Raw genomic sequence first — 14,113 nt, forward strand, 5'->3', positions numbered from 1 at the left:
TCTTCAAGGATTAGACGAGCTTTATAATTATTCATGATTGTCTCCTTTGTAAAAGCCTTAAGTGACGTATGAAAGGTCGTTATATAAATAGTATTCTGAAATGAATAATTGGTCAATATATTAAAGACAGTTGCTTGTCAATATATGTTATCAACATTCAAATCATAAAATTCACCAAATCAAAATCACTTCACATTAGGTGAAACCATATTCTCAGGTACAACGACTTCATCAAACTGCTCAGCTGTGACTAAATTCAGCTCTACAGCAACTTGTTTCAGAGTCTTTCCTTCCTTATATGCTGTCTTAGCAACTTTTGCCGCGTTTTCATAACCAATCACAGGATTCAATGCAGTCACTAGCATCAACGAATTATGCAAGAAATAATCGATCTTATCTTGGTTTGGCTCAATCCCCACAGCACAATGCTCATTAAAGCTATTACATGCATCACCTAGCAGTTGAATTGATTGCAGTAAATTATAAGCAATAACCGGCATAAAAACATTTAGTTCAAAATTACCTGAAGCACCAGCGATATTAATTGTCGTGTCATTACCCAAAACCTGCGCAACAACCATCGTCATAGCTTCACTTTGAGTAGGATTCACCTTACCTGGCATAATACTCGAACCTGGTTCATTTTCAGGAATACGAATCTCCCCAAAACCACAACGAGGACCACTCGCTAACCAACGAATATCATTGGCAATCTTATTTAAACTCGCAGCAAGTGTTTTCAGTGCGCCAGAAGCAAATACTGCAGCATCACGTCCTGCTAGTGCTTCAAACTTATTTGGTGCAGTCACAAAAGGTAAACCCGTAAGCTCAGCCATTTTTTTTGCTGCATTTATAGCATAATCAGGATGAGCATTTAGACCTGTACCGACAGCTGTACCACCTAATGGCAATTCATATAACCCTTCTAAAGCTTGCTCTAGACGCTTTAATCCATGATCGAGTTGGGATACGTAACCACTGAATTCCTGGCCTAAAGTTAACGGCGTTGCATCTTGTAAATGTGTACGCCCAATCTTAACGATATTTGAAAATTCTTGAGACTTCTGATGTAAAGTTTCACGTAAAGCTTGAACTGCTGGAATCAGTAACTCATTGATCTGTAAACTAGCAGCGACATGAATCGCTGTTGGAAACGAATCATTTGTAGATTGAGCTCGATTAACATGATCATTTGGATGAACGGGTTTCTGTGCTCCAAGCGGATTACCCAGTTTTTGATTCGCAATATTTGCAATGACTTCATTACAGTTCATATTACTTTGAGTACCAGAACCTGTTTGCCATACTACTAATGGAAATTGACTGTCCCATTGCCCCGTAATCACTTCTTCTGCAGCACCCACAATATAATTCGCCAATTCAGCAGGAATCTGATTTAACTCAGCATTAGTAAGTGCAGCCGCTTTTTTGACCAGCCCCATACCACGGATCATCGCACGAGGAAGTCGCTCACCACCAATTTTGAAATTTTGCAAACTGCGCTGGGTTTGAGCCCCCCACATCGCATCACTTGGTACTTCTACATCACCCATCGTGTCGTGTTCTATACGTGTTTGCATATCAGCCTCAAATATTTCGCTATTTCTTGGAAGAATCATGTTTGATTCGGATTCATCCACCGTTGATTTGATGCTAATCAAAAAAACCATAAATGTAAATGATTATCATTTTAATTATTAAAGGTGCTTTGATAGTATCGCCATTGATCTTCAATCATTTGTTCTAGTGATCGATGTGCTTTCCATTTCAATAATTCAAATGCTTTTAAACTATTCGAACCAATTTGATCTAATTCTTGGAAAACATAATCAGTTTCCTCAATTCGAATTTTTGTTTCAGTCACTTTTTCTACCGTATTAATCAAGTTTTGAATTGAAGTTGGCTGACCTGCGATATCAAATGCTTCGCACGTTGATCTTTGATTAAATAACCACTTTAAAGTTGCAATGACTGCCTCACACACATCAATGACATGCACAAAACTTCGTTCAACCGTTTGGTCTTTTGTCTTGGCATTCTTTTGTAATTGAATGGAATCGCGCTGCATGGCTGCGACTTGTAACACCAAAGGCAAAATATTTTTAGGTAAAGGGGCAACCACTTCACCCAAAACTCCATGTTCAAAAGCACCAGCTACATTTGCTAGTCTCAGGATCGCAATACTCCATTCTTCGTCCGTTTTAGAGGTATCACGGATGATCTCTTCAATCATTTGCTGGGATTTAATATAAGGGTTTGGATTGGCAAAATTGAGAGGATGTTCTTCATTTAGATTCAAACTCGAAGTGCCATAAACCGCCATACTTGAAAGATGCAATAATGTTCGTACACCAGTTCGTTGCATTGCACGCATCAGACTCATAATGCAACTGACATTATCATTATAATATTCAAGCGGTTTTAAGCGAGACTCCTCTAAAGACTTAAATCCTGCAGTATGTATAACAGCACGGATTGAGTACTGCTCAAAAACTTTATTCAGAGCAGGCGTATTTCTAACATCTAGCTTTACAAAAGGTACATACATTCCAGAAATGTATTCAAGACGTTCAAGTGTTTGTAAATTCGCATTGGCAAGATTATCTACAATGACGACTTCTTGACCATGTGCCAATAAGCTTAAAACAACGTGTGAACCTATAAAGCCTAATCCACCTGTCACTAAAATCATTGTATACTACCTTTTTGTTTAAAAGCCTGAACAAGCTATTTTCAGTTTGATCACCCTATGCGAAGTTTTAAATGAGTATGTTATTACTAATTACCTCGGCACCTAGCTCAATCCATGCTTGGCATGCATTAGGACTCGCACAATCATTGCAAGCGAAAGGCGAAATTTTTCGAGTTTTCTTTTATCAAGACGGCGTTCAAGTTGCAAACAACTTACAGTGGTCGCCAGATGATCAAAGAAGTCTCACACAAGAGTGGCAAAAATTAAATATCAAACTTCCTGTTTGCGTAAGTGCTGCCCTAGCACGTGGAATCACTGATGCTGAAAATGCTCAACGCCATCACATTGAGTCCCATAATCTGGCTGAAGGTTTTCAGCTGGTAGGACTCGGTGAATTGGCAGATGCTGTCTCATCTTCAGCACGTCTAGTTCAATTCTAAATTATTCATTTTTCATTGATTGTTGCAATTGAAAGGTAAATTGTGTGAAATCTGTACTGGTTATATTAACCCAATCAAATCTCAACTCGCTACAAGTTCATGAGAGCCTTTCTGCAACCATGGTTTTAGCAACTTTTGGCGCTGAAGTAAAAGTTTTATTGCAAGGCGCAGCCTTAAGTTTACTCCGTTCCGAATTAAGCTTCGAACCCATTAAACATGCGTTTAAACTGGCTTCCAACCTCGTCGATAGCTTTGAGTTTTATGATCTAAGCCCTATTTTGGTTGAATCAAATCAACAAGATAATCCCTTTGTTCAACATACTACGCATGAAATTAAATTTATTGAATTTAATAAAGAGTTAATTCAAAGCTTTGACCATGTGCTGTATTGGTAACTCATATGACCGATAAAACGCTTTATTTAATACAATCTCAATTTGCAAATACTGAACATTGTATTCAACAGGTTCAAAAAACACTGGATACCAATGATGCTTTAGTGCTTATGGGGGATGCGGTGTTGGCATTGTTTACACCATCTGTACTTACGATTCAAAACAAGGTCTACGTTTTAGATCGAGATGCTGAGTTATTACCTTCGCATCTATTGAACGGCGAGTATTTTCAAATTGAAGTGATTGATTACACCACTTTTGCAGATATCATTCTGGGCTTTACACGCTGTATTAGCCTTAAATAAAACAAATTTATTGACTTAGGTTTTACCATGACCACTGAATTATCCCTTGAACTCGATCAAGATGGTCATTTAGTTGACTATACCATTTGGAATGAAAATGTAGCGCAAGTACTCGCGAATACGCTCGAGCTTGAGCTAACAGCTTGGCATTTCGAAGTATTGCATGCGGTGCGTCAGTTCTACGCTCAATTTGGTCATTCTCCTGCAACTCGTCCCTTAATCAAATTTTTAATGAAACACGTCAGCGCTGACATTGATAATGCAGTATTGCAAGAAAAGTTTAAAACAGGCCTAGTTGCTCGCCATCTAAGTCGATTAGCCGGAATACCAAAGCCTGCCAATTGTTTGTAAACCAAAACTACTTTTTGATTTACATAGCATATCGAGTCAGTTCGTAGCTTTAAAAAATGAATTAATCAGTGAAATAGACATTAAAAAACCCGCTATTCAGCGGGTTTAGACATCACCTAGACTAATGATGGTTAAGATGTCGCGTGTCAATCAGGGAAATTGGAATACGTCAACTCAACGCAAAAAATTATAATAAAGTTCGAGTTATCAATTCAGTCCAAATTCATATCAATATCTGACAAATTTGCTAGTTTGCGCTACACCAATCATCAATTGTCATGCCCGATTGTTGAAAACTCGTAGATTGTTGATTTAAATAAAATTGCGCAATACGTTTCATTACATGTGCTTGTTCAACTTGAATAAACTCGTCTGCTAAACCAACAATGTTTTGATAGGCCTTTAACCTTCCACATAAAGCAAGTTGTTGCTCCATCGCTGTGGCTGTACTGTGTTCATCATCTAAAATCTGCTTGGTTTGTTCGATCAGCAGCATTTCATGATCCAGTTTTTGCTGATACGACACTTGTTGTGCATCAATCAAATCATTCGCTACAACCTGTTGTGATATAAAAAAACTTAAACCTAAAAAAATCAACCTCACCCATAACATGCGCATTAGATTCCTAAATCAGGCTCAGCTTTCCAAACATCCTCATAATCATCTCGATCAATCATAAAACGGAAACCTGTTTCCAATGCAAGAAATGGAATGGCATCGGGTAAAATTTCTTCAAGCTCTTTCACCGTCATCGTCTCAAAAAAATCTTCGCCCTCGCCTAATTCACCACCATAAATAAACCATGCCACTTTCTCACCTGGTTCAGGCTTATTACGCAAACCGACGATTGGCTCTTGATCTAAAGTATGCTTAGCCACAGCAACAACATCATCTTCATTCACTTTGATGTAAGCAGAATCAAACTCCTCACAGACTAATTTTTGCTCTTCAATAAAATCTTGCAACATGGATGATTCCATTTTCATCATAAATTCAGACCTAATTTTAAGCATAGTGTCGTATAAGCACAATCAATCCGACGAAACAATCTGTTTTTACAATGTTTTTTTGCTATCTTGATTTTGTTACATATTCAAGATTAAATGGGGGGAATTTCATATGAGCAGCAATTCAAATATTTCAGCAACAAATACCGCTTCTCTACATGGTGGTAAACGTGCCAATGCAGGTCGAAAATCACAGTTTTCAGAAAAAACAGTAGTAATGCGTGTTCCTGAATCAAAAGTGATTCAAATTAAAGAATGGTTAAAAATACGACCTGAAGATGATTTCAATCAACAAATTGAAATTTCACCAATCCAATTTAGAACACGTTTAAAAATCGCCTATCCTATTGAATCTGTGGCAGCAGGCTTCCCTTCCCCAGCACAAGATTATGTAGAAGGACATATTGATCTAAATGAATACTTGGTTCACAACGTAGCTTCTACTTTTATACTACGCGTAAATTCGTTATCAATGAAAAATGCAGGGATTGAAGTTGGTGATCAAATCTTGATTGACCGGAGTTTGAATGCAGAACATGGTGATATCGTCTTGGCGCTGATTAATAATGAATTCACAGTAAAAAGATTAATGTTAGAAAAACAAAATGATAGAACGATCCTTTTATGGTTAAAAGCCGAGAATCCAGACTACCCTGACATCTATCCTCGTAGCGAAGAACAAATCATGGTCTGGGGTGTAGTGACTTGTATTTTAAAAAAACTGAAATAAATTGATCTAAGCAGTTCACCCTACTCCTATGCAAAATATTTATCATCAAGAGATTTTTGCGCTCATTGATATTAATAACTGCTATGTCAGTTGTGAGCGTGTATTTAATCCAAGTTTAAATGGTCAACCGGTCGTTGTTTTAAGTAATAACGATGGTTGTGTCGTATCCCGTAGTGAGGAAGCGAAAGCTCTCAATATTGGCATGGCCGTGCCATGGTATGAAATTGAAAAAGATATGCTTAAAGCTGGTGTTAAAGTATTCTCAAGCAACTATGCCCTCTACGGCGATATGTCTAGTCGTTTTTTCACTATTTTAGAGCAACACTTTCATGCAGATTCAGATCTAGAGCCCTATTCAATTGATGAATGTTTTATTCGTCTAACACATTATCAAAGTCTTTTTGATTTAGAAAAATTTTGTCGAGAATTAGTCGACCGTATTCAACAATGGATCGGTTTACCTTGTTGTATCGGGATTGGTTACAGTAAAACACAAGCTAAACTCGCCAATCACTTTGCCAAAAAACGTTCTGGTTTTAACCGAGTGTGTTCTTTATTGGATTTGGATCCATGCAGTTTTGATCAATTACTTATAGAAACCTCAGCATCGGAAATTTGGGGCGTAGGTCGAAAAATTAGTAAACAACTTGAAAGTTACGGTATTTATAATTGCTATGACTTAACTTTTGCCAATGAACACTATTTGATGAAGCAGTTTTCAGTGCTCATGGGGCGTACCATTCGTGAGCTAAAAGGTCAGTCCTGTATTTCACTAGAAGATCCTGATTTACCGTCTAAACGAATCTTAGCATCACGAAGTTTTGCATCAGCATTAAAGGATAAAGCATTAATCAAGCAAGCCATGATTTTTCATTTAAGTCGGGCTCATGAGCGTTTAACCAAGCAAGAACAATTATGCGCCTGTGTCCATGTGTCTCTTTATGAAAAAATTCCAGTAAAACCATTCAAGAAATCACATTCTCATGTAATTGGTTTGGAATATCCGACGGATGATTTATTAATCCTGACGCATGCAGCACAACAGCAAATTGATGTTTTATTTAAAGAAAATATACGTTATGTAAAAGTTTCCGTCATGTTTTCTGCTTTGAGTGCTAAAAAAACACATACACACGACCTTTGGCAGCCTCATGATTTAATCCAGCAGCGAGATTCACTCATGACAACAATTGGCGCTATGAAAAACCGCTTTGGAAAGCATTGTATTCAAGTGGGCTATCATACCAATCAACAACAATGGAAAATGAAGCAATTGCACCACTCTCCACGCTATACCACCTCATGGTCAGAAATGCTGAATATTGATGACTCACATATGGCGGTTACACAAAACAAATGAATACTTTTGGTCAATTCGGTTTAAAATAGCAGACTCGAAGAATTAAAAGAAAAATGTAATTTTTTAACATTGCCAATTGACTGCAAAATTCTCAAAATACAGCTCATTGACGACATTGTTTTTTTGCTATTTTTGAAACAAAATATAAATGAAAAGCTTAAAAACATGCCATAATATGCAAACTTTGCAGACATCTCGCAAGGTTATATTGCAACTTTCATATTGGAGCTGTCTTCATGAGTTCGACCATTTTGGTCATACATGGACCAAATTTAAATTTGCTAGGAAAGCGAGAACCTGAAGTTTACGGACATTTAACTTTAGACGATATCAATCATCAACTCATACAGCAAGCTCAAGAAAGTTCAATTCAACTTGAAACCTTCCAAAGCAATTGGGAAGGTGCCATTGTCGACCGAATTCATCAAGCCCAAATTGATGGTATAAAATTTATCATCATCAATCCTGCTGCACTGACCCACACCTCAGTAGCAGTACGTGATGCCCTATTAGGTGTTGCGATCCCATTTATTGAAGTTCACCTTTCAAATGTTCACGCACGTGAAGCATTTAGACACCACTCTTATCTCTCAGATAAAGCTGTCGGTGTCATTTGTGGACTAGGCGCACAGGGTTATTCATTTGCATTAACTCATGCCGTGCAAAAAATTCAAACTTCTACACATCTTTAACCTTAGGAATACGAATTCATGGATATTCGCAAAATTAAAAAGCTCATCGACTTAATGATTGAATCGGATCTTCAATCTATTGAAGTAAAAGAAGGTGATCAATCCATTGCTTTAGCGCGTCGTAATCCTATCGTAGCCGCTGGTGTTGCACCAATACAATCTGCTGCGCCAGAAGCTCCAGTTGTGAAACCAGCTTCTCGTGGTGCTGTTGAAACCTCACCAATGGTTGGCGTGTTCTATGCTGCACCAAGTCCAGGCGAAGCACCATTTGTAAATGTAGGACAAACTGTTTCAGCAGGCGAAACGCTTGGAATTATTGAAGCAATGAAAATCATGAACCCAATTGAGGCAACTCAAAGTGGTGTGATTGAAGAAATTTTAGTTAAAAATGGTGATGTAATCCAATTCGGTCAACCTTTATTCCGCTACCGCGCGTAATCGTTGGGGGTTGGTATGTTGCAAAAAGTTCTCATTGCCAACCGAGGTGAAATTGCACTGCGTATTACACGTGCTTGCAAAACACTCGGTATTAAAACAGTCGGTATCTACTCGGATGCCGATAAAGATCTCATGCATTTACGCTTTGTTGATGAAGCCGTTTGTATTGGTCCTGGTGCAAGTAGCGAAAGTTATCTAAATATTCCTGCAATTATTACAGCAGCGGAAGTGACTGGTGCAGATGCAATTCATCCAGGTTATGGCTTTTTATCAGAAAATGCTGAATTTGCTGAGATTGTAGAAAGTTCTGGTTTTATCTTTATTGGTCCACGTCCTGAACATATTCGCCTTATGGGGAATAAAGTGTCAGCGATTATGGCGATGCGTAAAGCTGGTGTACCAACCGTTCCAGGTTCAGCTCATGCTGTAACACCAAACAATGCCTTGGCCGAAGCAAAAGAGATTGGCTTCCCACTTATCGTTAAAGCTGCTGCTGGTGGTGGCGGTCGCGGTATGCGAATTGTTGAACGTGTTGATACACTGTTGGAGTCTGTACAAGCAGCTCAACGTGATGCTGAAATGTGGTTCGGTGATGATACGGTTTACATGGAACGTTTCCTTCAAAAGCCACGCCATGTTGAAGTACAGGTGATTGGCGATGGTAATGGTCACGCCGTACATTTATATGATCGTGACTGTTCATTACAACGTCGTCATCAAAAAGTTCTTGAGGAAGCTCCTGCTCCGAACCTTCCAGAAGAAGCTCGTGCTGAAATTTTAGCAGCTTGCGTAAAAGCATGCGAATTAATGCAGTATCGTGGCGCAGGCACGTTCGAATTCTTATTTGAAGATGGTGAGTTCTTCTTTATTGAGATGAATACACGTGTTCAAGTAGAACATCCTGTGACAGAAATGGTAACGGGTGTCGATATTATTGAACAACAGCTTCGTGTAGCCGCTGGTCTTGGTTTAAATCTAGAACAAGATCAAATCAAAGTACACGGTCATGCAATTGAATGCCGTATTAATGCAGAAGATCCAACCACCTTCCTCCCATCACCAGGTAAAATCGAGCAATTCTACACACCAGGTGGTGCAGGCATCCGTTTAGATTCTCATATCTATCCAGGTTATAGCATTCCACCTTACTATGATTCGATGATTGCTAAATTAATCGCACATGGTAAAGATCGCGAAACCGCTTTGGCTCGTATGAAACAAGCCTTAGATGAAATGATCTTAACTGGAATCAAAACCAATATTCCGCTACACAAAGATCTCATCCTTGAAGATAAGAACTTTGCAGAACAGGCTATGGATATTCACTACTTAGAGAAACATTTGTTGAAACAGGTACAAGGACATAGCGAAGCTGAGTAATTACAGCTTTACAAGATGAATAAAAAAGCCTCTTTTTCAGGAGGCTTTTTTTTATTGAAGAATACGCTGCAAAGATTTTAGCTCATGGCAATATACGATTAAGTTTTGCAAAACATTGTCCACCCTTTTCAGATGCACAGAAATTGATTTGATTCGGATTGTCCCATTTTACAAAATATTGAGACAAATCTCCTGCCTGATCTACTTGATTACCAGAGCAGTCTTTTTCGTTGTTCTCATAATTGACTTGCATGACCAAGGTAGGCAACAAACCCGAAGAGCTGTCTTGAGATGGTTGATACTCAAATAAACCGACCGACCACTCTTTAGCACTATTCACGACCACCTCATTGTTACCACGGAAATTATAATACTCAACACATTTTTTATTATTTGGAATTTCCATTCCCCATAAACCTAAAATTTCTGGGCGCATGTTGATTCGAATATTATTTTCAGGCTGTTGTAAATCAGCACCTTTAGCTTGCGCTTGGACATTTTGATCGGCAGAAGAAAAAGACGTCATTAATAAAAGTAAAGGTGCAAAAAAAACTGTTTTTTTCATACAACATCTATAGGTCAACGTTTAGAGCTAAATTAGCACATTTCAGCAAGAAAACTTATAGAATTAACGTGATAAGAACAATTTTATATAAGAAAATGAATTCCCTATTGATGAACTTTAAATCATCAGCAGTTTAATGCGATCTATTGATTTATTAGTGCAAAAATATATTCTTATCAGAATAATATTCATTCTATACCTCACAGAAAGCTTAAAAATATAAGATTTTATGCAAGGGAATATACGTTAAGTATGACCATATGGATACGAACAGAGCTGATTAAAAACAATGCACAATCTTTTTTGATTGTCATGCTCATCATTACACTTTGTGCTTTGGCTGGAATACTTGGTCGACCTCTCTCATTTCTTGCAATTTTCTGGCCTGCAAATGCCGTACTACTAGGTCTTTTTTTAAGATTTAGTTATCTCAATAATCTTGGTGGCTGGCTTGGGGCCTTTTCTGGGTATATGCTTGCAGACCTAGGTACTGGCAACACTTTACAACTTACTTGGTTGTTAACTCTTGCTAACTTGCTAAACCCATTAGTGACCTTATACCTACTGAACCGGTTAAAAATCAATTATCAAGAATTCAATAAAGGTCTTACATTTGTTTACTTATTTTTAATTAGTGCTTTTGGAGGGTGCCTAGCGAGCCCAACCTTTGCGATTTTAACCATCCCTTATGTTCCTAACAGCTTTATGGAGCTCAGCCGTATTTGGGTTGATTTTGGCATGTGGTGGAGTGGTGAAATTCTTAACTTTGTCGCTTTTTTGCCTATTGTTCTCGCATTACCAAGCAAAACTACAGTTCAACAATATTTTGTAAATCAAAAAAATCAACGTTTAAGTTTACCCCTTGTCTTACCCTTCGTATTTGTCGTTGTATCTGTAATTCTAACTCACTTTTTTATTGGCCCTGGCGCCATCATGTTCCCGATTGGAGCACTCATCTGGGCAGCATTAACCTACAATTTATTGTTGGTTGCAATCATCAACTGCTTTGTATGTATGTTCTTATACAACAGCTTAAGTGCATATTATCTAACAGAATCTCCAGAGGCATTTATTTCGACAACACTGTCTGTTCGCATCGGTCTTTTCATGCTGGCTTTAGGCCCACTAACATTATCAATTATTAGTTTGAATCGCCAAAAGCTATATCACCAAATATTATATTTAGCGAACCATGACAGTTTAACAACGACTATGAATCGCCGATATTTTTATGAAGAAAGCGAAAAGACGATAGACTCAACTCATAGGGAGGTGAAATCCAATATTCACAGCGTGTCTATTCTACTACTCGATATTGACCACTTTAAAAAAATTAATGATCAATATGGACATGAAATAGGTGATATTGTTCTCAAAGACTTTAGCAATATCGTCAGATCTCAAATTAGATCAAATGATTTATTCGGTAGAGTTGGCGGTGAAGAATTTGCCATCTTAATTAAAGATAGTAACCTACCAGCCTGCATTGAAATCGCACAGCGTATATGCGACCGCGTGGCAGAAACACCGATTATGATCAGGCAAAATCAACATCTCAATATTAGTGTAAGCATAGGTTTAAGTTATCAACAACTTCCGTCTAGCACCCCATTCCAACAATTGATTAATCGTGCAGACGTTGCCCTTTATCAAGCGAAATCTGCAGGACGAAATAGATTATGCGTGGATCCGCAATTACTATTTACTCAAACATCATAAGTCACTATCTTGCTTCAGTGGGCTTGAGATTTGGTAAAGCGGATAAAAATATGAAACCAATCAACGTTGAAGCTCCTGCAATGATAAAAATATAGCTGCCAGAAATCAGCTCCCAATATTGTCCTGCCAATACGCTTCCAGATGCCACACCCAAGCCCCACATCGTACTATACAAAGCTTGAGCTCTACCCTGCTGCCCAGCAGAAAAGTGCTCAAAAATAATGCGCATCGCCAATAAGTGAAATAAACCGAAACTGAATGCATGCATTGTCTGGGAGAGAAATTGGAGAACAAAACTTTCAGGAAATAAACCAACAATCAAAAACCTAAGCCCAGTCATCCATAAACAGATCGCAACCAACTGACGCCATGTAAAACGATTTAAAAAAAATGATGCATAGGCAAACATCATGATTTCAGCAATAACACCTGTTGACCAAAGAAATCCTGTTGCTGTGGTACTAAATCCAGATGACTGTAAGTAATTGCTATAAAAACTATAGAATGGTGCTTGAGCAAACAACATAATGAACTCAATTAAGAAAATTACTTTCACAACTGGTTGTTTTAAAACTGGAATAATGGATTCAAGTGTTTTTTGGGCTTTTGGTGCGCCCTTCGGTTCTTTTACTGTAAATGACCATAAGAACGCTAGAAATGAAATACTCAGTAATAAAATCGGGAGATACTGAATATCGATGATTTCAAGAATTAGACCAATAAAGAAAACACCAACAATAAACCCAATCGATCCCCATTTTCTCACTTTGCCATAAAGTTCATTTCGATTTTCGCCTAACCAAAATAATGTAACGCCTTCAAATTGAGCAAGTATCGCATTTTGAAAAAAGCTGAAGATCAACATTAACAAGGCAATTGATTGAAAATTATTGGGTATAATAAAAATGAGGAACCATATACTCGCTTCCATCCATGTTGCGATTCGCACCAATAGCATTCTTTTACCCGTTTTATCCGCCACCCAACCCCAAATAAACGGCGCAAAAAAACGTGTCATGATTGCAATTGCACTAAGCCACCCAATCTCTAAAAAGCTAAATCCCTGATCTTGCAGATATAGACTCCAATACGGCATGAAGGTACCGACAATCGCATAGTAGAAAAAGTAGAATCCACCTAATTTTGTTTTAATTGGCAACGCTTGTATCATATTGCAATTACCAGTATTTTCAATAAGTTAATATCATTCAATAGTTGCATACATTTGTTACCACTTAGGTGTAATTGCACTTCATCAGTCTACAAATCAGTCTACAAATTTATTTTTTTGTAGACTCTTCATTTTTTGTAGACTGCTCTAAACTCTAATTCTGATATTCTAACAACACACAATCAACTAAACCTATTTAAGGTCCAAAAAATGTGTTCAAACTATCAATTTCCATCACGTAAGCAATTGTCGCTCTTAGACATTCACAATGAACAACTTGAATTAGATTTAAAAGATCATGTGTATCCACTATATGACGCACCAATCATGTTGAATGGCGCAGATCATTTTGAACTCGATGTAGGTAAATTCGGTTTATTACCACATTGGTCCAAAGAGCTTAAATTTGGTCGGCATACATACAATGCACGCACAGAGACAATTGCAGAAAAGCCCTCTTTCCGCAGCGCTTGGAAGAACGACAAGTTTTGTCTAGTGCCTGTACAAGAGTTCTACGAGCCAAAGTACATCGATGGGAAGCCACATTGGTACGGTATATCACGCGAAGATGGTAACCCTTTTACTGTTGCTGCCTTATATGAGGATGCAAATATCAATGGGCAAAGAATCCGCTCTTTCTCGATGCTGACTGTCAATGCTGAGCATCACCCCTTTATGAAACAGTTTCATGGTCCAGATGATGAAAAGCGATCTATAATTGTTATTCCAGAGAAGTATAGAAAAGACTGGTTAACAGTTTCCCATTTAGATGCTCATGAACTTTTTTTTGAAATGGATGATGAATATATAACCAAACCTTTCGACCGTTCATCAGAAAATAAACAGCAAGACTCTCTATTTTAAAGC

At 37.9% G+C, this 14,113-nt stretch carries 17 protein-coding genes; 11 read left to right on the forward strand and 6 right to left on the reverse strand.

Features of this window, described 5'->3' with window-relative positions:
• Positions 1-185 precede the first annotated feature (185 nt).
• Together fumC and AC1M87_RS00255 are read right to left on the reverse strand one after the other, a co-directional pair.
• A complete protein-coding gene (fumC, locus tag AC1M87_RS00250) occupies positions 186-1,580 on the reverse strand; it encodes a class II fumarate hydratase (RefSeq protein WP_481592606.1) in 1,395 nt (464 codons plus the stop codon).
• Positions 1,581-1,690: 110 nt separating this feature from the next.
• On the reverse strand, positions 1,691-2,692 hold the full coding sequence (locus tag AC1M87_RS00255) for an NAD-dependent epimerase/dehydratase family protein (protein ID WP_180027829.1): 1,002 nt from the start codon (positions 2,690-2,692) through the stop codon (positions 1,691-1,693).
• A gap of 71 nt (positions 2,693-2,763) precedes the next feature.
• Here AC1M87_RS00255 and tusD point away from each other — a divergent pair, with 71 nt between their 5' ends.
• From tusD to AC1M87_RS00275, 4 genes are read left to right on the forward strand one after another with little or no spacing between them, the layout of a single operon-like run.
• Complete coding sequence (gene tusD, locus AC1M87_RS00260; protein WP_481592607.1) at positions 2,764-3,132, forward strand: sulfurtransferase complex subunit TusD; 369 nt, start codon at positions 2,764-2,766, stop codon at positions 3,130-3,132.
• A gap of 44 nt (positions 3,133-3,176) precedes the next feature.
• The gene (locus AC1M87_RS00265; protein ID WP_035267809.1) at positions 3,177-3,527 is read left to right on the forward strand and encodes a hypothetical protein; all 351 of its coding nucleotides are present in this window, start codon (positions 3,177-3,179) and stop codon (positions 3,525-3,527) included.
• Positions 3,528-3,532: 5 nt separating this feature from the next.
• Positions 3,533-3,832, forward strand: a complete 300-nt coding sequence (locus tag AC1M87_RS00270) for a DsrH/TusB family sulfur metabolism protein (RefSeq protein ID WP_035267811.1) — start codon at positions 3,533-3,535, stop codon at positions 3,830-3,832.
• Between the two features lie 27 nt (positions 3,833-3,859).
• On the forward strand, positions 3,860-4,183 hold the full coding sequence (locus AC1M87_RS00275; protein ID WP_035267814.1) for a TusE/DsrC/DsvC family sulfur relay protein: 324 nt from the start codon (positions 3,860-3,862) through the stop codon (positions 4,181-4,183).
• A gap of 247 nt (positions 4,184-4,430) precedes the next feature.
• Here the strand turns inward: AC1M87_RS00275 and AC1M87_RS00280 are convergent, their stop codons facing one another.
• Both AC1M87_RS00280 and AC1M87_RS00285 read right to left on the reverse strand, forming a co-directional pair.
• Positions 4,431-4,802, reverse strand: coding sequence for a hypothetical protein (locus AC1M87_RS00280; RefSeq protein ID WP_481592608.1), 372 nt, complete (start codon positions 4,800-4,802; stop codon positions 4,431-4,433).
• Complete coding sequence (locus AC1M87_RS00285) at positions 4,802-5,152, reverse strand: immunity protein Imm33 domain-containing protein (protein WP_035267817.1); 351 nt, start codon at positions 5,150-5,152, stop codon at positions 4,802-4,804. The genes AC1M87_RS00280 and AC1M87_RS00285 overlap by 1 nt, the downstream gene beginning before the upstream one ends.
• 151 nt (positions 5,153-5,303) lie before the next feature.
• On the opposite strand from AC1M87_RS00285, the gene AC1M87_RS00290 reads away from it, so the two are divergent.
• The 5 genes from AC1M87_RS00290 to accC all read left to right on the forward strand — a co-directional run bounded on the left by AC1M87_RS00290 (position 5,304) and on the right by accC (position 9,791).
• Positions 5,304-5,921 (forward strand): LexA family protein, encoded by a 618-nt coding sequence (locus tag AC1M87_RS00290; protein WP_481592609.1) that lies wholly within the window; start codon positions 5,304-5,306, stop codon positions 5,919-5,921.
• 28 nt (positions 5,922-5,949) lie between these two features.
• Positions 5,950-7,281, forward strand: a complete 1,332-nt coding sequence (locus AC1M87_RS00295; RefSeq protein ID WP_481592610.1) for a Y-family DNA polymerase — start codon at positions 5,950-5,952, stop codon at positions 7,279-7,281.
• A 236-nt stretch (positions 7,282-7,517) separates the two neighbouring features.
• Positions 7,518-7,973, forward strand: a complete 456-nt coding sequence (gene aroQ / locus AC1M87_RS00300) for a type II 3-dehydroquinate dehydratase (protein ID WP_035267826.1) — start codon at positions 7,518-7,520, stop codon at positions 7,971-7,973.
• An 18-nt stretch (positions 7,974-7,991) separates the two neighbouring features.
• Positions 7,992-8,411, forward strand: a complete 420-nt coding sequence (gene accB, locus AC1M87_RS00305; protein WP_035267829.1) for an acetyl-CoA carboxylase biotin carboxyl carrier protein — start codon at positions 7,992-7,994, stop codon at positions 8,409-8,411.
• 15 nt (positions 8,412-8,426) lie between these two features.
• Complete coding sequence (gene accC / locus AC1M87_RS00310; RefSeq protein WP_035267832.1) at positions 8,427-9,791, forward strand: acetyl-CoA carboxylase biotin carboxylase subunit; 1,365 nt, start codon at positions 8,427-8,429, stop codon at positions 9,789-9,791.
• 82 nt (positions 9,792-9,873) lie between these two features.
• Here accC and AC1M87_RS00315 read toward each other — a convergent pair whose 3' ends face one another.
• Positions 9,874-10,356, reverse strand: a complete 483-nt coding sequence (locus AC1M87_RS00315; protein WP_035270703.1) for a hypothetical protein — start codon at positions 10,354-10,356, stop codon at positions 9,874-9,876.
• Positions 10,357-10,608: 252 nt separating this feature from the next.
• On the opposite strand from AC1M87_RS00315, the gene AC1M87_RS00320 reads away from it, so the two are divergent.
• Positions 10,609-12,075 carry a GGDEF domain-containing protein gene (locus tag AC1M87_RS00320; RefSeq protein ID WP_481592611.1) on the forward strand — a complete coding sequence of 489 codons (1,467 nt, stop codon included), beginning with the start codon at positions 10,609-10,611 and terminating at the stop codon, positions 12,073-12,075.
• 4 nt (positions 12,076-12,079) lie between these two features.
• Here AC1M87_RS00320 and AC1M87_RS00325 read toward each other — a convergent pair whose 3' ends face one another.
• Entirely contained in the window at positions 12,080-13,243 is a 1,164-nt protein-coding gene (locus AC1M87_RS00325) for an MFS transporter (RefSeq protein WP_481592752.1), read from the reverse strand.
• Between the two features lie 213 nt (positions 13,244-13,456).
• Between AC1M87_RS00325 and AC1M87_RS00330 the strand changes: the two genes are divergently transcribed.
• Positions 13,457-14,110, forward strand: a complete 654-nt coding sequence (locus AC1M87_RS00330; RefSeq protein ID WP_481592612.1) for an SOS response-associated peptidase — start codon at positions 13,457-13,459, stop codon at positions 14,108-14,110.
• The last annotated feature ends 3 nt before the right edge of the window (positions 14,111-14,113 follow it).

The sequence above is a fragment of the Acinetobacter sp. 24-47-62 genome, assembly GCF_056779765.1.